The sequence below is a fragment of the Microbacterium sp. P03 genome, assembly GCF_043556235.1.
Taxonomy (GTDB): Bacteria; Actinomycetota; Actinomycetes; order Actinomycetales; family Microbacteriaceae; genus Microbacterium.
The window spans coordinates 608,791-628,737 of record NZ_JBIGIM010000001.1 but is presented as its reverse complement, the minus strand read 5'-3'; the positions used below and the strand labels follow the sequence as shown (position 1 = coordinate 628,737).

Genomic DNA, 19,947 nt, shown 5'->3' with positions numbered 1-19,947 from the left:
CGTCAGCGGAAGTCGCGGGACTGGTGCTCCACCCCCACCCGCAGGTCTTCGCAGTTGTCGGCCACCAGGTTCGTCACTCCCTCGACCGAGCGCTCCAGCATCCCCCGCACGATCAGCGCGGGAGAATCCCGCAGCACCGCCCTGTGCCGGTTCCAGACGCCCACCGAGCAGATCACGTTGACCAGTCCGTGCTCGTCTTCGAGGTTCAAGAACGTGATGCCGGATGCGGTGGCCGGCCGTTGCCGGTGGGTCACGAGTCCCGCGATCTCGACGCGTCTGCCGGTCTCGTGGGTGCGCAGCTCGGTGGAGGTGAGCACCCCGCGGGCATCGAGCCGTGACCGGTAGTGGGTCATCGGATGATCGGTGGTGGAGACGCCCGTCGCCCACAGGTCGGCGGCGAGCACCTCGTAGCTCGTGGGGTCGGTGAACAGCGGAGGCTGCACCGACACCATCGAGTCGGGGAGGAACTCGGGACGGTCCTGAGCGGCCGACCCGGCCAGCCAGATCGCCTCGCGCCGGCTGAGCCCGAGACACTCGAACGCGCCGGCGGTCGCGAGGGCCTCCAGCTGCGCCGCGGTGACACCGGTGCGACGCACGAGATCGCGCAGGTCGCGGTACGGGCCGCTCTTCTGCCGCGCGGCGACGATCCGCTCGGCGACCTTGATGCCGATGCCCTTCACCGCCGCCAGCCCCTGACGCACCGCGAACCCGCTGTCCCGGCGGTGCGCGAGCGACTCGTCGGGGGCGGTGATGTCGAAGTCGCCCACCGGCGCCTGCACGCGGTGGGTGCAGGCATCCATCCCCTCCTCCCGTGGGCCGTCGCCCACCGGCTCGAGCGTCGCCTGCACGTCGGAGCGCAGCAGGTCGGGTCGCAGCATCTGGACGCCGTGCCGGCGCGCATCGGCCACGAGCGTCGCCGGCGAGTAGAACCCCATCGGCTGCGCTCGCAGCAGTCCCGCGAGGAACGCTCCCGGGTAGTGCAGCTTTATCCATGAGCTCGCGTACACCAGCAGCGCGAACGACAGCGAGTGCGATTCCGCGAACCCGAAGTTCGCGAACGCCTGGATCTTCGTGTAGATCGCGTCGGCCTCGGCGCCCACCAGCCCGTTCGTCGCCATCCCGGCGTAGAGCTTCTCGCGGATCGAGTCGATCCGCTCATGTCCTCGCTTGGAGCCCATCGCCCTGCGCAGCAGGTCGGCATCTTCGCCGGTGCACTCGCCGACGGCCACCGCCATCTGCATGAGCTGCTCCTGGAAGATCGGGATGCCCAGTGTGCGCTCCAGCACCGGCTTGAGCTTGGGGTGCGCGTACGTCACCTCCTCCTGGCCGAGCTTGCGCCGGACGAAAGGGTGCACCGCCCCGCCCTGGATCGGCCCCGGTCGGATCAGGGCGATCTCGACGACGAGGTCGTAGTAGCGTCGCGGCTGCAGCCGCGGGAGCAAGCCCATCTGGGCGCGGGACTCGACCTGGAACACCCCGATCGAATCGGCGCGGCAGAGCATGTCGTAGACCGCCTTCTCCTCCTTGGGGATCGTCGCGAGCTCCCACTCCTCCCCGGTGGCGCCGCGGATCAGATCGAAGCAGTACTGCAGCGCGGCGAGCATCCCGAGCCCCAGCAGATCGAACTTCACCAGCCCCATCCAGGCCGCGTCGTCCTTGTCCCACTGGATCACCGTGCGGTTGTCCATGCGCGCGTGCTCGATCGGCACGACTTCGCCCACCGGCCGGTCGGTGAGCACCATTCCGCCGGAGTGGATGCCGAGGTGCCGGGGCGCTTTGAGCAGCTCGGTGGCGAACTCGATGACCTGGTCGGGGATGTCATGGCCCGGACCGCTCTCGAGCGATGCCCCCCACCCCTCGACCTGTTTCGACCAGGCGTCCTGCTGTCCGGGAGAATGCCCCAGCGCTTTCGCCATGTCGCGGATCGCGTTCTTCGGCCGGTACTGGATGACGTTGGCGACCTGGGCGGCCCGATGACGCCCGTACTTCTCGTAGACCCACTGGATGATCTCCTCCCGCCGGTCCGAGTCGAAGTCCACGTCGATGTCGGGCTCTTCGTCGCGCAGGCTCGAGAGGAACCGCTCGAACGGCAGCTTGTAGGCGATCGAGTCGACGGCGGTGATGTCGAGCAGGTAGCAGACGGCGCTGTTGGCGGCGGACCCGCGACCCTGGCACAGGATGCCGCGACGCCGGGCCTCCTGCACGATGCCGTGCACGATCAGGAAGTAGCCGGGGAAGTCCTTCATCTCGATGACCCCGAGCTCTTTCTCGATGCGCGCACGGTCCTCGTCGGTCGCATCGGGGTATCTGCGGGGCACCGCCTCCCAGACCAGGTGACGCAGCCATGACATCGGGGTGTGGCCCTCCGGCACATCCTGCTTCGGCAGCGCGGGCTTGGCCCGGCGCAGGGGGAAGGCGAGTTCGTCGGCGAGCGACACCGTGCGCGCCACCGCCCCGGGGTAGCGGGCGAACCGCGCCTGCATCTCCGCCCCCGATCGCAGATGCGCTCCGGCGTGGGCGGGCAGCCATCCGTCGAGCTCGTCGAGCCCTCGCTGGGCGCGGACGGCGGCGACCGCGGCGGCGAGCAGCTGACGATCGGGGGCGGCGTAGTGCACGTTGTTCGTCGCGATCACGGGCAGCTCCCGTTCGGCGGCGAAAGCGGCGAGCACGTCGTTGGTGCGCGAGTCGAGCGGATCGCCGTGGTCGATCAACTCGACGTGCACCGCATCGGGTCCGAACAGCGTCACGAGTCGGTCGAGCTCTGCGCCCGCTTCGCGGATCGCGGAGTTGGAGAGAGCGGATGCCGCGCCCGCTGCGCCTCCCGCCAATGCCCGACGCACCGCTCCCTTGCGGCACCCGGTGAGGATCGCCCAGTGCGGGTCGTGCGGGCCCCCCGCCTGCGCGGCGAGGTGTTCGAGGTCGTAGCGGGGACGCCCCTTCTCCCCACCGGCGAGCTGGGCATGCGTGATCGCGCCGGCGAGACGGTGATAGCCCTCTTCGCCCCGGGCGAGCACCAACAGGTGCGCACCGACGGGATCGGGTTCGCCGTTCTGGGGCCCGGGCAGTTCGAGCGAGAGCTCGGCGCCGAACACGGTCTTCAGCTGCAGCGTCTCGGCTGCTTCGGCGAAGCGCACGATGCCGTAGAAGCCGTCGTGGTCGGTGACCGCCAGCGCGTGCAGCCCGAGCCGCTCCGCCTCTTCGGCGAGGTCTTCGGGAGACGACGCGCCGTCGAGGAAGGAGTACGACGAATGCGCGTGCAGCTCGGCGTACGGCACGACATCGTCCGGACGCTCGATCGAGGGCGCGACGTAGGGCCCGCGTTTGCGGGACCATGCGGGGCTGTCGCCGCCGTCGGCCCCCGCCGGCACGTCGCCGGGGCGGCGGGTGTCGCTGAGCAGCTTCTCGAGCTCCGACCACGGCACCGAGGGGTTGTGGAAACCCATCAGGTGCCTCCCGTCGGCTGCGTTCCGTCTCGCTGCGCTCGCTCAACGACCGGACCCCCGCCCCCGATCGTTGAGCGAGGAGCGCAGCGACGAGACGAAACGCCGCCCTCAGTCATAGCGGGCCTCCGCCTGCCAGGCACCGTCTTCGCACACCAGCAGCCAGGCGATCTGGTCGGCGTCGACGACCTGGAATCGATGCGCCCGACGGCGGCGCACCGCATCCCAGCTCCTCTCGACCACGGGCCACGGGCCCGCCCACGCCACCACCTCGCGCCGACGACCCCCTTCGCGCATCATCGCGGGTGCGGCCACGAGGGTGCCGCGGTCATCGACCGCGATCGCGGCGCCGTCCGCCGCGGTCACTTCGACCGCGCGCGGCTCGGCGAAGACCGTCGTGGGCAGCGGGTCGGGCAGGCTCCCCGGCCACGGTCGCGCGCGTTCTTTGGCGACCACGGCACGATCGCCCCACGGCACGAGCACCTGCCGTTCCGCCAACCAGCGACCACCCCCGATCGCCGTGGTGACGACACCGCGGTGCCCCAGCATCGCCTGCACGCGCGAGAGGGCGTGGTGCACGCGCTCCTCCGGCCCCGAACCGAAGATGGCCGGAGCGTGGTGGGACGCAGCATCCACCGCCGCCGGTTCGATCCGCACGAGCGCCACCCCGCTGGCGAGTCCGCGGGGCACCGGCACGTCACCCTCGCGTCCGCCGCGGGAGCCTTCGCGCTGCGCCTTCTTCTGCGCGTCCTCCAGCGCCTCGCCCAGCTGCCAGCGCACACGGTCGACGACCGCCGCAGCGTCGAACGACGCCGGATGCAGCCACACCCGTTCGTTGCGCTCGCCCCGCTCGCCGACCAGCACGACCCGCAGCTCGGTGCAGACGAGCCGTTCCGCCGCGAGCCCGGTGAGGAACTCGTCGGCGGCGATGCGCATTCCGAACGCGACCTGATCGGCCAGTTCGAGAGGGGGCTCGAAAGCCACTTCGCGGTGGAGTTCCGGGGGCGGCACCCGTGGCTCGACGGCGCGGGAATCGTGACCGGCGGCCAGGGAGTGCAGACGGATGCCGCGCCCTCCGAACCGCTCGCGCACGCGTTCCGGGGCCAACGCCGCGAACTCCCCCAGCGTGTGCACGCCGAGTCGGGCGAGCAGCTCGGGAAGGTCGAGCCCGGTGGCGAGCCCGGTCAGAGCGTCGTCGAGCACGGTGACGGGCAGCGGGGCAAGGAACGCGGCGGCCGTCCCCGGGGGGACGATCCGCAGCGGTCCGGCGCCCGCCGCGCCGGCGCTGCGTGCTGCCTGCTCGGCCGTGAACGGGCCGTCGGCGACACCGACACGCACGCCGGTGAGGCCATGAGCGGCGAGGACGTCCAGCAGCACGCGCACGGCCTCGGCCTCGCCGCCGTAGTACCGCGCGGGTCCTCGCGCCCGCAGCGCGCACAGACCCGCGCGTACGATCTGCACTCCAGGGGCACGCTCTTCGAGCAGCGACACGACCGGCGCGAACGCCCGATTGTCGCGCGCATGATCGGCCGCGACGATGTCGAGGCGAGGGCAGCGGGCTTGCGCGTCACGTCGTCGCTGACCCCGCCGCACACCTTCGGCGCGAGCTGCTGCCGAGCACGCCACGACGGCGTTGTGCTCGACGACGGCGATCGGGCGCTCCGCGGCCGGGAGATCGAGCACACCATCGCTCACGGAGCGCCCTTCGCTGCTCGCCTCCCCGTCGCGGGCGAGAGCGGTGACCGGCCAGTCCGGGAACCACAGCACGATGCTGCGCACCGGGGCGTTCCTGTCTTCGGAGATGTCCGGCATGTCAGCCCACCGCCCGGATGTCGAGGGAATCGTCCGCCGCGAACCGATCCTGCGCCGTCTTCGGCATCGCGTTGATCGGCACCGCGTTCGGCACCGCCGAGATCTGCACCCGCTCGTCGGGCACCACCGAGACGGTGCCGTCGGGGGCGGGCAGCAGCATCCGCGAACGCCGGGGCACCGGCCATCTCCTGCTCGACGCGGTGACCGTCAGCGCCCGTCCCGCGAGGTAGCCGAACCCGTCGCCGAGACCGGTCCACTCGGGCTGATCGACGCGCAGCGTGGCCTCCGCCTGCGCCCACGGGCCCTCCACCAGAAGCACCGAACCGCGATCGCGCAGCCGAGCCCCCAGCCGTGACGCTTCTGCCCCGGTCGCCCGCCCCTGGGGGCGCACGGCGACGATGGGCAGCACGTCGGCGACGGTGGCGGCGACGGCCAGCCAGCGCGGCCCGGGGTCGGGGATGAGGACGAGCCGGTCGAGGTCGACCCCCAGCCTCTCGGCCGCTTCGGCGCCGAGTTCGGGCATTCCGATCACCGCGCACCACGAGCCCTGCTGAGAAGGCTGCGCGAGCAGCGCGAGCAGGAGCGAGACCGAGGCGGGCAGCGAATACGCCGAACCGGGCTTCAGCCCCCCGCCGGGGAGCAGGCCGGCGAGCGCGGGATGCGTCGGCAGCACCGGCTCGTCGAGCCGACGGCCCTGCACCCGCTCCAGTTGCGCACGCAGCCGACTCGCTTCAGAATGAACGTCCGCGCGCGCTGCACCCTGCTCCGCACGGGCGGTGGCGTTCTGCAGCATGATCGGACTCACTCCCTCAGGCTAGAACAGATGTTCTATATCCTCTACCTGAGATTCGAAACTAGTCCCGACCTCCGACATCGCCGGGCGTAGCATCCGTCACCAAACTCACGGCCCGCTTTCAGCTTGACGGGACCAAAACGCCGCCCTCCGCCGTTCTCCTCTATGACGCTGCAGCCAGCCGCGTACAACCGATGTCGACGAAGGTCGACCCAGGAGGAAACCGTGTCACAGGACTACCGCGCGACTGCCGACGCACTCAGTCGCCTCACCCCCAGCCAGTACACCGTCACGCAGCAGGACGGCACCGAGCCGCCGTTCCGCAACGAGTACTGGAACACCCACGAAGACGGCATCTACGTCGACGTCGTCTCGGGTCAGCCGCTGTTCTCATCGATCGACAAGTACGACAGCGGCACCGGATGGCCGAGCTTCACGCGTCCGCTGGCCGCCGACGCCGTCACCGAGAAGATCGACGGCATGCTCTGGATGAAGCGCACCGAGGTGCGTTCCGCCGGTGCCGACAGCCACCTGGGCCACGTCTTCGACGACGGTCCGCGGGATGCCGGCGGCCTGCGCTACTGCATGAATTCCGCCGCGCTGCGCTTCGTCCCCGTCGCACAGCTCGAGGAGCAGGGTTACGGTGAGTACCGCGCCCTGTTCGCCCACTCCGATCAGCCCAGCGACCGCATGAACGAGGAGACCGCATCATGACCAGTGGAAAGACCGACACCGGAGCCATCACCCGCACCCCCGGTACCGAGACCGCAGTGCTCGCCGGTGGCTGCTTCTGGGGCATGGAAGACCTGATCCGCCGCCAGCCCGGTGTGCTCAGCACCCGCGTCGGCTACACCGGCGGCAAGAACGACCACGCCACCTACCGGAACCACTCCGGGCACGCCGAGTCCGTCGAGATCGTGTTCGACCCGACGAAGACGACGTACCGCGACATCCTGGCGTTCTTCTTCCAGATCCACGACCCGTCGACGCTCAACCGTCAGGGCAACGACGTCGGATCGAGCTACCGTTCGACGATCTTCCCGCTCTCGCCCGAGCAGGAGCAGATCGCGCGCGAGACGATCGCCGACGTCGACGCCTCGGGTCTGTGGCCGGGCAAGGCCGTCACCACGATCGAGCCCGCGGGCCCCTTCTGGGAGGCCGAGCCCGAGCACCAGGACTACCTGATCCGCTACCCCCACGGGTACACGTGCCACTTCCCGCGCGCGGGCTGGGTGCTCCCCCGCCGCAACGCCACCACCGCGGTCTAGGACCGCGCCCGTGATCGCCCGGTTCGAAGAGCTCGACTGGCAGCCGACCCCGATGGGGGATCTCACGCTGCGACGGCGCTTCGAACCGGCGGTCGCCCACGACGTCTACGAGGTCAAGCTCGGAGACGAATACCTGATGTCGAGCCTGTTCACCGTCGCGGAAGAGGCCCTCGCCACACTGGGGCTCGCGGCGACGACGGGCGAACGCCTGACCGTCCTGGTCGGCGGCCTGGGGCTCGGCTACACCGCGGTCGCCGCGCTGCGCGATCCTCGGGTCGGCTCGCTCACCGTGATCGACGCACTGCCCGCCGTCATCGGCTGGCACGAGCGCACGCTGCTGCCGGTGTCGGCGGAGCTCGTCGGCGACAGCCGCACGACACTCACCCTCGACGACTTCTTCGCCGTCGTGCGACGTGCGCCGGAGGGCTCCCGTTACGATGCGATCCTGCTCGACGTCGACCACTCGCCGCGCCACCAGCTCGATCCGAGCCACGCCGACCTCTATACGACCGCCGGCCTCCGGTCGCTGGCTCGGCACCTCGTCGATGGCGGCATCTTCGCGCTGTGGTCGGATGACCCACCGGATGCCGCGTTCCAGGCCGACCTCGAATCGGTCTTCGTCGACACTGCCGCACACGTCGTCGACTTCGACAATCCGCTCACCGGGGGCGTGTCGTCCAACACCGTCTACATCGGCCGCCGGCCCACCGCGTAAGACCGCGGCGGGCGTCTACGCGGCCAGCTCCAGGTACGGGCTCCAACGGGGGTCCGCCCGCTCGGTGCCGCGCACGGTCCACTGCGCGCCACGAGGTGGTCGCGGAGTGAAGAGCAGGTTCCAGTTCATCTCCTGCGGCGTGCGGTCGCCCTTGACGTTGTTGCACCGCAGGCAGCACGCCACGAGGTTCTCCCACGTGTCCGCTCCCCCGCGCGAGCGCGGAAGGACATGGTCGATCGTCGAGGCGGTCTTGCCGCAGTAGGCGCAGTGGTGCAGGTCGCGCCGCAGCACGCCTCGGCGGGTCACGGGCACGTGTCCTGCGCCGGGGACGCGCACGTAGCGCGAGAGCAGGATCACCGCCGGTCTGTCGTAGGAACCACGGGCGGCCCAGACAGGTTCGCCCTCCATGCGTTCGATCACGGTGGCTTTGTCGTTCATCACGAGCACGAGCGCTCGCTTGTAAGACACCACGGCGAGCGGCTCGTAGCCCGCGTTGAGCACCAGTGTGCGCATTCCCTCATCCTCTCGAATGGCCGGGACGGCTTCCCGGATCTTCGATTCGACGACGATCAAGCGGTGGAGGGGTATGAAAAAAGGCGCTGTCTCATGGACAGCGCCTGGACGCCGCGACTACGTCGCAGCACCCGATCACACGATGCCGAAGGACGAGCAGGCCGAGCGCATCCATGGTTCGGATGCGTGGTGTGCTGTCCATCGGCGCCCTCCGCCTTCTTCTCAGCGTCGGATTTCAGGGTAATGCACGCCGAAGGGACCCTGCGCCGTTCGGAGGTGAATCACGGGTGGCGTGTCGGCCAACACGCAGCCTCGACGGCGAGGACGAGCGGATGCCGCCTCGCGCGGATCAGCCGGCGTTGGCTTCGAGCCACGCCCAGGGGTCGACGACGCCGCCGTTGATGTGCACCTCGAAGTGGGTGTGGTTCGCCGTCGAGCTTCCCGTGCTGCCGACAAAGCCGATGAGCTGGCCGGCGGCGACGGTCTGGCCGACCTGCACCTGACGGGTGCCGTAGGTCATGTGGCCGTACAGGGTGTTGACCTGCTGGCCGCCGAGCACGTGGTCGATCGAGATCGCGACACCGTAGCCGCCGTAGCTCTCCTGCGAGACCTTCACGACGCCGGCCGCGGCCGCGTAGATGGGCGTCATCGCCGGGGCGAGGAGGTCGACGCCCTGGTGGTAGCCGGAATCCCAGAGGCCGCGACCCTTGGTGAAGTTGAGAAGCGGCCAGCGCACCTCGCCGGTGCCCGGCGAGACCATGTTCAGGTCGACGCTGTAGCTGGCTGCGACGGAGGAGGAAGACGAGGAGGAGGACGCGGCTGAGGATGCCGCGGCGGCGGCGGCGGCCTTGGCACGGGCCTCGGCGGCGGCGGCGGCGGCCTCGGCGGCCTTCTTCTGCTCGATCTCCTCCGCCGTGGTCGCCGCATAGCTGTCACGGGTGAAGGTGCTCGCGGTGGCGTCGGAGGCGACGACGAGCGACTGCGCATCGCCGGCGGAGAGCTGCTGCAGCGTCTGCGTCTCGGCGGTGGGACGCCAGGCGCCGTACGCGGGAAGGGCGACCGTGGCGATCAGGCCGGCGACCATCGTGATGATCACGAGGCTGCGGACGGGCTTCGCGCGACCTCGGGCCCGACGTGCGGCACGCGGCGGGCGCGTGACGGACGCGGCGGTGGTCGCGACGATGCGACGCTCGCGGGCGCGCTGGGACACGCGGGATCGGTCTCGGGTGCGCGGTGTCAGCGACGTGGCGTCCGCGTCAGCCGCGGGCGACTCGTTCTGTTCAGCCAAACTATCCTCCGGCGCCTCAGCGCCGATTGGTGCGCCAGCTCGTCAGCACCATGCGTTCGGGCACGTTGTGCGGGTCACCGTGCGGACGACGAGCCAGTGAGGCAATCCACTCGGGGTCCGACGGCGGGAATCTTGCCTGTGGACGTTCCGAGGCTACCTGAAGGTAACGAATATGTCACGTTGAGCAACTAACCCCCGCGGAATCACGCGGATTCCGCGCTCGAGGCCGATCTGGGGAGGAGCGGACGGATGGTCCGACCCGCGCGTCGCTCAGTGGCGGTCGTCGACCAGGAAGATGTGCGAAGCAACCTCGACCGGGAGTTCGAGACCCTCGTCGTTGCCGTCCATCTGCACCAGCACATAGCCCTCGCTGAAGCGGTAATCGCCGTGCGCACCGGGCATCACGCCGGCGGACTTGAGCTGCTGCAGAAGCTCGGGATCGACCTGCACGGGCTCCGCGAGACGACGGACCGTGCCGGTCACGGGCCCGCTCGCGGCGTTGAGGCGACGGACGAGACCGACGACGCCCTCGTCGAAGGTGATCGCCGGCACATCGCCGAGCTGGTCGAGGCCGGGGATGGGGTTGCCGTACGGCGACTCGGTCGGGTGACCCAGCAATTCGACCAGGCGACGCTCGACCTGCTCGCTCATGACGTGCTCCCAGCGGCAGGCCTCTTCGTGGACGTATGCCCAGTCCAAACCGATGACGTCGCTGAGCAGCCGCTCGGCGAGACGGTGCTTGCGCATCACGTCGACGGCCTTCTGGCGCCCGGCGTCGGTGAGCTCGAGCGAGCGGTCGTCGGACACGATGACGAGGCCGTCGCGCTCCATGCGGCCCACGGTCTGGGAGACGGTCGGCCCGGAGTGACCGAGACGCTCCGAGATCCGTGCCCGCAGGGGGACGATGTTCTCCTCCTCGAGTTCGAGGATCGTGCGCAGGTACATCTCGGTGGTGTCGATCAGGTCGGTCATCATGCCTCGCAGACGCGGTGAAACTATGTAAGGACAGCCTAATCGAGTCCGCATCGACGCTCGTCGACGCCGGCGGTTCACGGGACGTCACAGGATGAGGACGGCGGTGCGCGCGACTCTAGAATCGAGGGCATGCCCCGCCTCGACATCCCCCGTGATCTCCTCCCCGCCGACGGTCGTTTCGGCTGCGGCCCGTCGAAGGTGCGGCCGGAACAGCTGGCCGCCCTCGCGGCGAGTGGATCATCCGTGCTGGGGACGTCTCACCGCCAGGCACCTGTGAAAGGCCTCGTGCAATCGGTGCGGGAGGGCCTCGCCGACCTCTTCCGCATTCCGGACGGCTACGAGGTCATCCTCGGCAACGGCGGATCGACCGCCTTCTGGGACGCCGCGGCTTTCGGACTCATCGAGCACCGCAGCCAGAACCTCGTCTTCGGAGAATTCGGCGGCAAGTTCGCCGCGGCGGCGAAGACGCCCTGGCTGCAGGCGCCCGACGTCCGCAGGAGCGACCCGGGCACGAGCATCCGCCCGGAGACGGTCGAGGGCGTCGATCTCTACGCCTGGCCGCACAACGAGACTTCGACCGGGGTGTCCACGGCGATCACCCGTGTGCACGGGGACGAGGGCGCCCTCACGGTCATCGACGCGACCAGCGCCGCGGGCGGCATCGACGTCGACGTCTCCGAGACCGACGTCTACTACTTCGCGCCCCAGAAGAACCTGGGGTCGGACGGCGGACTGTGGTTCGCCCTGTTCTCCCCTGCGGCGCTGGAGCGCGTCGAGCGCATCGCCGCGTCCGACCGGTACATCCCCGAATTCCTCAGCCTGAAGAACGCGGTCGACAATTCACGGCTGCAGCAGACGCTGAACACTCCCGCGCTGACGACCCTGCTGCTCCTCGACGACCAGATCGCGTGGATCAACGGCAACGGCGGGCTGGCGTGGGCCGGCGGCCGCACGGCGGAGTCGTCGTCGGCCCTGTACGACTGGGCCGAGGCATCCGCCGTCGCGACGCCCTTCGTCACCGACCCGGCGGACCGCTCGCCCGTCGTCGTCACGATCGACTTCGCCGACGAGGTCGACGCCGCGGAGATCGCCAAGGTCCTCCGCGCCAACGGAGTCGTCGACACCGAGCCGTACCGCAAGCTCGGTCGCAACCAGCTGCGCATCGCGACGTTCGTGTCGATCGAGCCCGAGGACGTCCGCCAGCTGATCCGCTCGATCGACTTCGTGATCGAGAACCTCTAGGCGAGGAACCCGGCGGCCTCAGCGGCGGTCGTCGTCTTCCAACTCGTCGTCGTCTTCGTCTTCGTCCGACTCATCGTCGTCCTCGTCCGACTCGTCTTCTTCGTCCGACTCATCGTCGTCCTCGTCCGACTCGTCTTCTTCGTCCGACTCGTCGTCGTCCTCGGACTCGTCCTCCACCGACTCCTCGTCGAGCGGAGCGGCCGGGTCGAGTTCGTCGATGTCGACACCGTCGAGGTCACCTGCGTGCAGGATCGGCGATCCGTCGTTGTCGAAGTCCGCGGCATCCAGATCCTCGACGTCGTCGAGGTCTTCGTCCAGCTCGGCATCCTCGTCGTCCACGATGATGACGTCGTCCTCGAGGACGACACCGGCGTCGGCGAGCGCCTGCTGGGCGGCTTGATAATCGGCCAGACGAACTGCCCACGGCACCCAGTCCGGAGCGAGAAGTGCGGCGTCACCCGGCAGGAGCTCGACCTCGAGCACGGTCGGCTCGGCGTCCTCGACGCGCGCGACGCTGACCGTCCAGAACCACCCGGGGTACCCGGGGAGGAGGGTCTCGAAGCGCAGTGAGACGACCCCGTCGCCTTCCGGTGTGTAGCCGACGGGAGCCCCGATGGTCGCCTCAGGTGTGATCTCGGCGAGCGCCGCGCGCGCGAGGTCGTGCGATTCGAGCAGTCGTGCGTCGATGTCGGACGAACCGGCCTCAGGCGTCGAGTTCATCGGCGACCTTGCGCAGCACCGCTGCGACCTTCGTCGAGTGCGCGCCGCTGGGGTAGCGGCCGCGACGCAGGTCGCCGCCGATGCCGTCGAGAAGCTTCACGAGGTCTTCGATGATGATCGCCATGTCGTCCGCGGGCTTGCGTGCGCGCTTGGCGAGGCTCACCGGAGCCTCGAGCACGCGCACCGACAGTGCCTGCAGTCCGCGCTTGCCGTCGGCGACGCCGAACTCGAGCCGCGTGCCGGCCTTGGGTGCTGCCGTACCTGCAGGCAGAGACGTGGCGTGCAGGAAGACATCCTGGCCGTCATCGGTGGTGACGAAGCCGAAGCCCTTCTCCTCGTCGTAGAACCTGACCTTGCCGGTGGGCATGAAAACCTCGCTGGGAACGGGCCGCGCGGACGCGCGGGCATGACGGAACTGAGATCTGAAGACCCCTCACCTCCAGCCTACGGCACCGCCGCGCGGGAGTAGGCTGAGGCGGATGAGCACACCCAGCCCCCGTCAGGACGTTCCGGTACGTCGGATCGACCGCATCCTGGCGTTCATGTCGCTCGGGTTGCTCGCGTTGTCGGTGCTCTCGTTCTTCGCCATCATGATCGGCTCATCAACCGGTGCGGACATGCGCACGGGTGTGTGGCCTGTGGTCGGGGTGCTGGTCTACTTCGCCCCGATCATCGCGTTCCTCCTCCTACTCGCCGTGCTCATCATGAGCTTCGTGCGGAGGGCTCGGGCCAACCGGGGTCAGTGAGTGCCTGACACCTCAGACGCTCGCGCGCTCGCCACTCGACTCGCCGGGCTGAGTGACGCCGATCTCGCCGACGCTCTGGCGGTCCGGGGCATCGCACCGTCGGTCAACTGGCACGACTACTTCGATGCCGCGGACGGGCTGCTGGATGCCGCGTCCATCGATCGGTCCCTGCACCGGCTTCCGCGTTCCGTCCTGACGGCGCTCCACGCGGGGGTGCCGATCCCCGCCGAACCCGGGGCGACGCTGAGTCGGCTGCTCTTGGCAGATGTCGACGGCCTCCCCTACCAGGCGGTCTCCGCCCGCGTGAAAGAGGCCGCTGCCGCACACCCCGAGGCGTTCATCCCCGCGCCGACGGCGGCGACGCCCGAGCCCTCCGATGAGGCGCAGTGCGCAGCATCCGCCGAACATGTGTTCGCGATCGTCGCCACTCTCGCCGATCTGCTCCTGGCCAGCCTGCACGCCCCGCTCGGGCGCACCGGCGCGGGGACGGTCAGCGCGGCCGACCGCCGCCGCCTCGTCGAGGCGGGTGTGCTGGACGCCGGCGACGACCTCGATGATCTGATCGCCGCCGCGGTGGCCGCCGGTCTGGCGCATTCCGCAGAACGGGAGTGGGTCGCGGACGCCGAGGCCGAGACCTGGCTGCGCGAATCCACCACGTCGCGCTGGCGACTGGTGGCGGAAGGACTGCGGGAGGGTCTGCCTCCCGATCTGCGCACTCCGGACGGCGGGTACGTTCCCCTCCCCGCGTGGGCAGACGCGTTCCCCCTCGATCCCGACTGGCCGACGCGCACCGCGCAAGCGCACCGCATCGCAGAGCAGTGGACGCTCGTCCTTCCCGACGGGACCGAGCCGCCCTGGGCCCGCAGCATCCGAGAAGGGGGCGAAGCCGACACCTCGACCCTCGCCGCTTATCTGCCCGCCGAGATCGACCGGGTCTACCTCCAGGCGGACCTGACCGCGATCGCCCCCGGTCCGCTCTCGCCGCCGCTCGATCTGCGGCTCCGCGGCATCGCGCACCGCGAATCGCGCGCGCAGGCGTCGACCTACCGCTTCAGCGCCGATTCGCTGCGCTCCGGCATCATCGACGGCGAGAGCGCCGAATCGATCCGTTCGTTCCTGTCGGAACTGTCGCTGACCGGCATCCCGCAGCCACTGGACTACCTGATCGAGAGCACCGCGAACCGACACGGCCGGGTGACGGTGGGGACGGATGCCGCGACCGGCCGCACCCGGGTCGACACCGACGACCCACAGCTGCGCGACACGCTGGCGATCGATCAAGCGCTCCGACCCCTCGGCCTCGTGCCCGATCATGACCGCCTGACCACGCGCGCCCACCGCGATGCCGTCTACTGGGCGCTGGTCGACGCGCGCTACCCCGTCATCGCCGTCGACGACGACGGGGCACCGCTCCCGCTGCGTCGTCGACGGTCGTCGGCGGGTGACGGGTCGGCGTCGGCGAACCCATACGACCGTCTCCTCGCGACGCTCCGGTCGGGCGCCGGCCAGGACGACGACGCGGATGCGGCCTGGCTCGTCCGCGAGCTGGAGCAGGCCGTCCGCGCGCGAGCCGTCATCGCCGTCGCGGTGAAGCTGCCGGACGGCTCGGCGCGCACCTTCACGATCGAGGCATCCGGTCTCGGCGGCGGACGGCTGCGCGGGCGAGACCGTGGAGCGGATGTCGAGCGCACGCTCCCGGTGTCGAGCATCGTCAGCGTGCAGCCGGTGGCCTGAGCGCCCGCCCTCGCAGCACGCCGCGTAGACTTTCTCGTTATGGCTGATGGCCCCCTGATCGTCCAGAGCGACCGCACGGTGCTCCTCGAGGTCGCGCACCCCGATGCGGAGAGCGCGCGCCACGAACTGGCGATCTTCGCGGAACTGGAACGTGCGCCCGAGCACATCCACACCTACCGGATCACCCGGCTGGGCCTGTGGAACGCGCGCGCGGCAGGACACGACGCCGAGGACATGCTGGCCACGCTCGACCGGTGGACGCGCTTCCCCGTGCCGCCGTCGGTCTCGCTCGACATCCGCGAGACGGTCGGACGCTACGGCCGCCTCGTGATCGAGCGCGACACCGTGGACGGCCAGGAGGGGACGCTCGTCCTGCGGTCCACGGATGCCGCGGTCCTGACCGAGATGGCACGGAACAAGCGCATCCAGCCGCTGCTCGTGGGGCACCCCGCGCCCGACACGTACGTGGTGGACGCATGGGCCCGCGGTCAGATCAAGCAGGAGCTGCTCAAGATCGGCTGGCCCGCCGAGGACCGCGCCGGCTACACACCCGGGACGCCGCATCCGATCGAACTGGCCGAAGACGGATGGACGCTGCGCCCATATCAGCGCCAAGCCGTCGACATCTTCACGGAGGGCGGGTCAGGCGTCGTGGTGCTGCCGTGCGGCGCCGGCAAGACGCTCGTGGGCGCCGCGGCGATGGCCGACACGAAGACGACGACGCTGATCCTCGTGACCAACACCGTCAGCGCCCGGCAGTGGCGTGACGAGCTGATCAAGCGCACGTCGCTCACGGCCGAGGAGATCGGCGAGTACTCCGGTCAGGTCAAAGAAGTGCGTCCCGTGACGATCGCGACGTACCAGATCCTGACCGCGAAGCGCGGGGGGCAGTACGCGCACCTCGCCCTGCTGGACGCTCTGGACTGGGGCCTCATCGTCTACGACGAGGTGCACCTTCTTCCCGCCCCCGTCTTCAAGCTGACGGCGGACCTGCAGGCGCGACGACGCCTGGGGCTGACCGCGACGCTCGTGCGCGAAGACGGACGCGAGGGCGATGTCTTCAGTCTCATCGGACCCAAGCGGTTCGATGCGCCCTGGAAGGAGATCGAGGCGCAGGGGTTCATCTCCCCCGCGGCCTGCTACGAAGTGCGCGTCGACCTTCCGGCCAGCGAGCGGCTCGAGTACGCGGCCGCCGCGGATGACGAGCGGTACCGTCTCGCAGCCACCGCCGACGCGAAGATCGGAGTCGTCAAAGAACTGGTCGAACGGCACGAGGGCGAGCGGATCCTCGTGATCGGCCAGTACCTCGACCAGATCGACATGCTCGCCGAGGCACTCGATGCCCCGCAGATCACCGGGGCGACGCCCGTCGACGAGCGCGAGCGGCTCTACCAGGCCTTCCGGGTCGGAGAGATCACGCTCCTCGTGGTCTCGAAGGTCGCGAACTTCTCGATCGATCTGCCCGAGGCATCCGTCGCCATTCAGGTCTCGGGGTCGTTCGGCTCCCGCCAGGAGGAGGCGCAGCGCCTCGGGCGCCTGCTGCGGCCGAAGGAATCGGGGCACACCGCGAGCTTCTACACGCTGATCGCCCGTGACACGGTCGATCAGGACTTCGCGCAGAACCGCCAGCGGTTCCTGGCCGAGCAGGGCTACAGCTACACGATCCTCGACGCGGACGCCATCGCGGCCTGAACCCCCGCGGCCGGCCGCGATCCCCTATCCTGCGAGGTAGCAGGCCGGATCATCGCCGCGTTCCTCGTCCTCGGGGTGAGCGACCTGTTCCGCGCGCCCGATGCGCATCCGATGCTGGCGCCCGTGCTGGTCATCGTCCTGAGTGCATGGACCCTGGTGGACGGCCTCGTCCACTACATCGACGGCTCTTCCGACCCCTTGTTCCCTTGGTGGGTGACGCTTCTTCTCGTCGTCGGCGGGCCGATGACTGTCGTCGGCCTGTCGGTGGTTCAGATCGTCCGGCAGCGTGCGCTCCTCGGGATCGACATCCGCAGCGCCAGCGTCGAACCTCCCTCCCAGATCGTGCGAGTGGTCGGCGGGATGCTGCGTCGCGCGGCGCGCGTGGGCGGCTGACTCCGTCCCGGTCGACGTCATCCACAAAGCCGCGTGGACCGCGCGTTCCCCGGCGATCCGGACGATATCCAGGCAGCGCAGGACTCCGGTCGCCATAATGGGCCTATGACTGCACCTCGCATCCTCGTCGTGGACGACGAACCGAACATCCGCGACCTGCTCATCACGAGCCTGCGCTTCGCGGGGTTCCAGGTGAGAGCCGTCTCCAACGGCGCTCAGACGATCTCCGCCGTGCTCGAGGAGGAGCCCGACCTGATCATCCTCGACGTGATGCTGCCCGACATGAACGGATTCAGCGTCACCAAGCGGCTGCGCGGAGCGGGCTACACCGCGCCGATCCTCTTCCTCACCGCGAAGGACGAGACCGAGGACAAGATCGCCGGGCTCAATGCCGGTGGTGACGACTACGTCACCAAGCCGTTCAGCCTCGACGAGATCGTGGCGCGCATCCAGGCCATCCTGCGACGCACGATGCAGGCCGACGAGGAGTCGGTCATCCGCGCGGGCGAGCTCACGATGGATCAGGACACGCACGACGTGCTCGTCGGAGACGCGTCGATCGACCTGAGCCCCACCGAGTTCAAGCTGCTGCGCTATCTCATGCTCAACCCGAACCGCGTGCTGTCGAAGGCCCAGATCCTCGACCACGTGTGGGAGTACGACTTCAACGGAGACGCCGGCATCGTCGAGAGCTACATCTCCTATCTGCGGCGGAAGATCGACCCCCTCTCGTCCGAGGCGCTCATCCAGACCAAGCGCGGGTTCGGCTACATGCTGAAGGCGTCCAAGTCCGCCTGACCGGCGGCTCGTGCCACGCGTGCACGACGTGATCGATCCAGGGGGCTGAGCTGGCGAAGAAGACCGACTCGGTCACCCGCTGGTGGCGTGGCATCAGCCTGCGCGCAAAGGTCACGGGTGTCACCGTCGCGCTCCTGGCCATCGGCCTGTTCGTCGCGGGCATGGGAACCATGGCGTTCCTGCGCACGGCGCTCATCCAGAACCTCGAGACCACCCTCCAGCAGACCGTCTCGACGGATGTCACGAGCGGTCTGCTCACCGTGGGCACACAGGACGGCGCGGCGACGTTCGCGCAACGGGACGACGCCGTGAAGACCGACTTCTACCTGGCCGTCTACGCCCCGACGGGGGAACGGATCGCCACGGCAGGAGGCGCCGGGGACCCGCCCGAGTTCCCCCTGGAGTACGGGCTCGACAAGGCACTCATCCAGGGCCGGGTTCCCTTCGACCTGGTCAACCCCGACACGGGCGCGATCTACCGGGCCAGCGTGGACGTGCTGGAGATCCCGGGAGTCGCCTCGAACTACACGCAGATGATCGCGTTGCCGCTGGCACCGGTCGATCGCGTCGTCACGTCGTTCCTCGGCATCTACGGGGTCATCTCGATCATCATCATCATCGCGGGGGCCCTCGCGACGCGCGCGCTGGTGACCCTCGCGTTCCGCAACCTCGGACAGGTGGAGACGACGGCGATGTCGATCGCGGCCGGCGACTTCAGTCAGCGCATGACCGACATCGAGCCGGGCACGGAGGTCGGTCGCCTCAAGATCGCGATAAACACGATGCTGGGCCGGATCGACGGTGCGCTGTCGGAGCGCGATGCCACGGTGCGTCAGATGCGCCGATTCATCGGCGACGCCAGCCACGAGCTGCGCACGCCGCTGGTCACGGTGCGCGGCTACGCCGAGCTGTACCGGATGGGTGCGATCACCACCGACGACGACGTCACCCAGGCGATGGAGCGCATCGAGAAGGAGGCGATGCGCATGGGTGTGCTCGTCGAGGACCTCCTGGCCCTGGCGCGCCTCGACGAGCGTCGAGACGTCGTGATCGGTCCGGTCGACCTTCGGCCGGTGGCGCGGGATGCGGCGATGGACGTCCGCGCGGCATCCCCTCAGCGGCCCGTCACGGTCATCGACACCACCCTGGAGGTCGCGGACGAGTCGGTCTCGATCGGTCCCGTCGAGGACGACGAGCCGGCCGGTGGGAGCAAACGCCGCGGCGGACCGTCGACATCGGCGATCGCGCGAGCCGGCGCCGGCCTGTCGATGCTCCGTCGGAAACCCCGCCCTGTCTCCGCCACCCAGGCCTCGACCGCGGGCGAGATGCCCCCCGTCGCTCCCATCGACATGTCCCCCGCGCCGATCGCCGCCGCGGGGCTGCCGCCCATCGTGCTCGGCGACGAGAACCGTATCCGCCAGGTGGTGACGAATCTGCTCGGAAACGCGCGTCGCTTCACCGCCGAGGAGTCGCCCATCGAGCTGAAGGTGGGCGTCGACGCGGCCGCGCGCATGGGGTGGGTGGAGGTCATCGATCACGGCGAGGGCATCCCCGAGCAGATCCGCGACAAGATCTTCCAACGCTTCTGGCGCGCCGACACCTCGCGCACGCGCGAGACGGGCGGCACCGGTCTGGGCTTGTCCATCGTGGCGTCGATCGTCGAAGCACTGCACGGCTCGGTGGAGGTGGGTGAGACGCCCGGCGGCGGGGCCACGTTCCGCGTCGCCTTCCCGCTGGCCGACCCCGCCGACGCCTCGCACCAGCTGATGATCGACACGCAGCCCCTGACGCGGCTGACCGCCGACTTCTGACCCTCTC

The 19,947-nt window shown here is 69.6% G+C and carries 18 protein-coding genes; 10 read left to right on the top strand and 8 right to left on the bottom strand.

Going from position 1 to position 19,947, the window contains the following annotated elements; translation table 11 throughout:
- Positions 1–2: 2 nt before the first annotated feature.
- The 3 genes from ACFXOO_RS03025 to ACFXOO_RS03015 form a co-directional block, all read right to left on the bottom strand.
- Positions 3–3,443, bottom strand: a complete 3,441-nt coding sequence (locus tag ACFXOO_RS03025) for an error-prone DNA polymerase (protein ID WP_394562726.1) — start codon at positions 3,441–3,443, stop codon at positions 3–5.
- A 108-nt stretch (positions 3,444–3,551) separates the two neighbouring features.
- Positions 3,552–5,252: a DNA polymerase Y family protein gene (locus tag ACFXOO_RS03020; protein WP_378837857.1), complete on the bottom strand. Its 1,701-nt coding sequence runs from the start codon at positions 5,250–5,252 to the stop codon at positions 3,552–3,554.
- Position 5,253: 1 nt separating this feature from the next.
- Positions 5,254–6,045: a hypothetical protein gene (locus ACFXOO_RS03015; RefSeq protein WP_394563185.1), complete on the bottom strand. Its 792-nt coding sequence runs from the start codon at positions 6,043–6,045 to the stop codon at positions 5,254–5,256.
- 225 nt (positions 6,046–6,270) lie between these two features.
- Here ACFXOO_RS03015 and msrB point away from each other — a divergent pair, with 225 nt between their 5' ends.
- From msrB to ACFXOO_RS03000, 3 genes are read left to right on the top strand one after another with little or no spacing between them, the layout of a single operon-like run.
- A complete protein-coding gene (msrB, locus tag ACFXOO_RS03010) occupies positions 6,271–6,759 on the top strand; it encodes a peptide-methionine (R)-S-oxide reductase MsrB (RefSeq protein ID WP_394562725.1) in 489 nt (162 codons plus the stop codon).
- Positions 6,756–7,313 (top strand): peptide-methionine (S)-S-oxide reductase MsrA, encoded by a 558-nt coding sequence (gene msrA, locus ACFXOO_RS03005; RefSeq protein WP_378837851.1) that lies wholly within the window; start codon positions 6,756–6,758, stop codon positions 7,311–7,313. Before msrB ends, msrA begins: the two co-directional genes overlap by 4 nt.
- Positions 7,314–7,323: 10 nt before the next feature.
- Positions 7,324–8,028 carry a spermidine synthase gene (locus ACFXOO_RS03000; RefSeq protein WP_378837849.1) on the top strand — a complete coding sequence of 235 codons (705 nt, stop codon included), beginning with the start codon at positions 7,324–7,326 and terminating at the stop codon, positions 8,026–8,028.
- A 15-nt stretch (positions 8,029–8,043) separates the two neighbouring features.
- Here the strand turns inward: ACFXOO_RS03000 and ACFXOO_RS02995 are convergent, their stop codons facing one another.
- The 3 genes from ACFXOO_RS02995 to ACFXOO_RS02985 all read right to left on the bottom strand — a co-directional run bounded on the left by ACFXOO_RS02995 (position 8,044) and on the right by ACFXOO_RS02985 (position 10,801).
- Entirely contained in the window at positions 8,044–8,541 is a 498-nt protein-coding gene (locus tag ACFXOO_RS02995) for an HNH endonuclease (protein ID WP_378837846.1), read from the bottom strand.
- Between the two features lie 349 nt (positions 8,542–8,890).
- Positions 8,891–9,829, bottom strand: a complete 939-nt coding sequence (locus tag ACFXOO_RS02990) for a M23 family metallopeptidase (protein WP_394562724.1) — start codon at positions 9,827–9,829, stop codon at positions 8,891–8,893.
- A gap of 270 nt (positions 9,830–10,099) precedes the next feature.
- On the bottom strand, positions 10,100–10,801 hold the full coding sequence (locus ACFXOO_RS02985) for a metal-dependent transcriptional regulator (RefSeq protein WP_378838624.1): 702 nt from the start codon (positions 10,799–10,801) through the stop codon (positions 10,100–10,102).
- Between the two features lie 132 nt (positions 10,802–10,933).
- Here ACFXOO_RS02985 and serC point away from each other — a divergent pair, with 132 nt between their 5' ends.
- On the top strand, positions 10,934–12,046 hold the full coding sequence (gene serC / locus ACFXOO_RS02980; RefSeq protein WP_378837841.1) for a phosphoserine transaminase: 1,113 nt from the start codon (positions 10,934–10,936) through the stop codon (positions 12,044–12,046).
- 18 nt (positions 12,047–12,064) lie between these two features.
- Here serC and ACFXOO_RS02975 read toward each other — a convergent pair whose 3' ends face one another.
- Both ACFXOO_RS02975 and ACFXOO_RS02970 read right to left on the bottom strand, forming a co-directional pair.
- Positions 12,065–12,766 (bottom strand): DUF3027 domain-containing protein, encoded by a 702-nt coding sequence (locus ACFXOO_RS02975; protein WP_394562723.1) that lies wholly within the window; start codon positions 12,764–12,766, stop codon positions 12,065–12,067.
- Positions 12,750–13,133 (bottom strand): cold-shock protein, encoded by a 384-nt coding sequence (locus tag ACFXOO_RS02970; RefSeq protein WP_378837835.1) that lies wholly within the window; start codon positions 13,131–13,133, stop codon positions 12,750–12,752. The genes ACFXOO_RS02975 and ACFXOO_RS02970 overlap by 17 nt, the downstream gene beginning before the upstream one ends.
- A gap of 112 nt (positions 13,134–13,245) precedes the next feature.
- Between ACFXOO_RS02970 and ACFXOO_RS02965 the strand changes: the two genes are divergently transcribed.
- From ACFXOO_RS02965 to ACFXOO_RS02940, 6 genes are all read left to right on the top strand, one after another.
- A complete protein-coding gene (locus ACFXOO_RS02965; RefSeq protein ID WP_394562722.1) occupies positions 13,246–13,512 on the top strand; it encodes a multidrug ABC transporter ATPase in 267 nt (88 codons plus the stop codon).
- Positions 13,513–15,246 (top strand): helicase-associated domain-containing protein, encoded by a 1,734-nt coding sequence (locus tag ACFXOO_RS02960; RefSeq protein WP_394562721.1) that lies wholly within the window; start codon positions 13,513–13,515, stop codon positions 15,244–15,246.
- A 39-nt stretch (positions 15,247–15,285) separates the two neighbouring features.
- A complete protein-coding gene (locus ACFXOO_RS02955; RefSeq protein ID WP_378837827.1) occupies positions 15,286–16,938 on the top strand; it encodes a DNA repair helicase XPB in 1,653 nt (550 codons plus the stop codon).
- Positions 16,939–17,013: 75 nt separating this feature from the next.
- Positions 17,014–17,331, top strand: a complete 318-nt coding sequence (locus tag ACFXOO_RS02950; RefSeq protein ID WP_394562720.1) for a hypothetical protein — start codon at positions 17,014–17,016, stop codon at positions 17,329–17,331.
- Between the two features lie 105 nt (positions 17,332–17,436).
- The gene (locus ACFXOO_RS02945; RefSeq protein ID WP_378837822.1) at positions 17,437–18,129 is read left to right on the top strand and encodes a response regulator transcription factor; all 693 of its coding nucleotides are present in this window, start codon (positions 17,437–17,439) and stop codon (positions 18,127–18,129) included.
- Between the two features lie 170 nt (positions 18,130–18,299).
- Complete coding sequence (locus tag ACFXOO_RS02940; RefSeq protein ID WP_394562719.1) at positions 18,300–19,940, top strand: sensor histidine kinase; 1,641 nt, start codon at positions 18,300–18,302, stop codon at positions 19,938–19,940.
- Positions 19,941–19,947 lie beyond the last annotated feature (7 nt).

Coding starts and splice junctions, on each gene's coding strand:
- ACFXOO_RS02945 (WP_378837822.1), top strand. CDS start 17,437: ATGACTGCACCTCGCATCCTCGTCGTGGACGACGAACCGAACATCCGC.
- ACFXOO_RS02965 (WP_394562722.1), top strand. CDS start 13,246: ATGAGCACACCCAGCCCCCGTCAGGACGTTCCGGTACGTCGGATCGAC.
- ACFXOO_RS02940 (WP_394562719.1), top strand. CDS start 18,300: ATGGCGTTCCTGCGCACGGCGCTCATCCAGAACCTCGAGACCACCCTC.
- ACFXOO_RS02955 (WP_378837827.1), top strand. CDS start 15,286: ATGGCTGATGGCCCCCTGATCGTCCAGAGCGACCGCACGGTGCTCCTC.
- serC (WP_378837841.1), top strand. CDS start 10,934: ATGCCCCGCCTCGACATCCCCCGTGATCTCCTCCCCGCCGACGGTCGT.
- ACFXOO_RS02995 (WP_378837846.1), bottom strand. CDS start 8,541: ATGCGCACACTGGTGCTCAACGCGGGCTACGAGCCGCTCGCCGTGGTG.
- ACFXOO_RS03020 (WP_378837857.1), bottom strand. CDS start 5,252: ATGCCGGACATCTCCGAAGACAGGAACGCCCCGGTGCGCAGCATCGTG.
- ACFXOO_RS02975 (WP_394562723.1), bottom strand. CDS start 12,766: ATGAACTCGACGCCTGAGGCCGGTTCGTCCGACATCGACGCACGACTG.
- ACFXOO_RS02985 (WP_378838624.1), bottom strand. CDS start 10,801: ATGACCGACCTGATCGACACCACCGAGATGTACCTGCGCACGATCCTC.
- ACFXOO_RS03015 (WP_394563185.1), bottom strand. CDS start 6,045: ATGCTGCAGAACGCCACCGCCCGTGCGGAGCAGGGTGCAGCGCGCGCG.
- ACFXOO_RS02970 (WP_378837835.1), bottom strand. CDS start 13,133: ATGCCCACCGGCAAGGTCAGGTTCTACGACGAGGAGAAGGGCTTCGGC.
- ACFXOO_RS03025 (WP_394562726.1), bottom strand. CDS start 3,443: ATGGGTTTCCACAACCCCTCGGTGCCGTGGTCGGAGCTCGAGAAGCTG.
- msrA (WP_378837851.1), top strand. CDS start 6,756: ATGACCAGTGGAAAGACCGACACCGGAGCCATCACCCGCACCCCCGGT.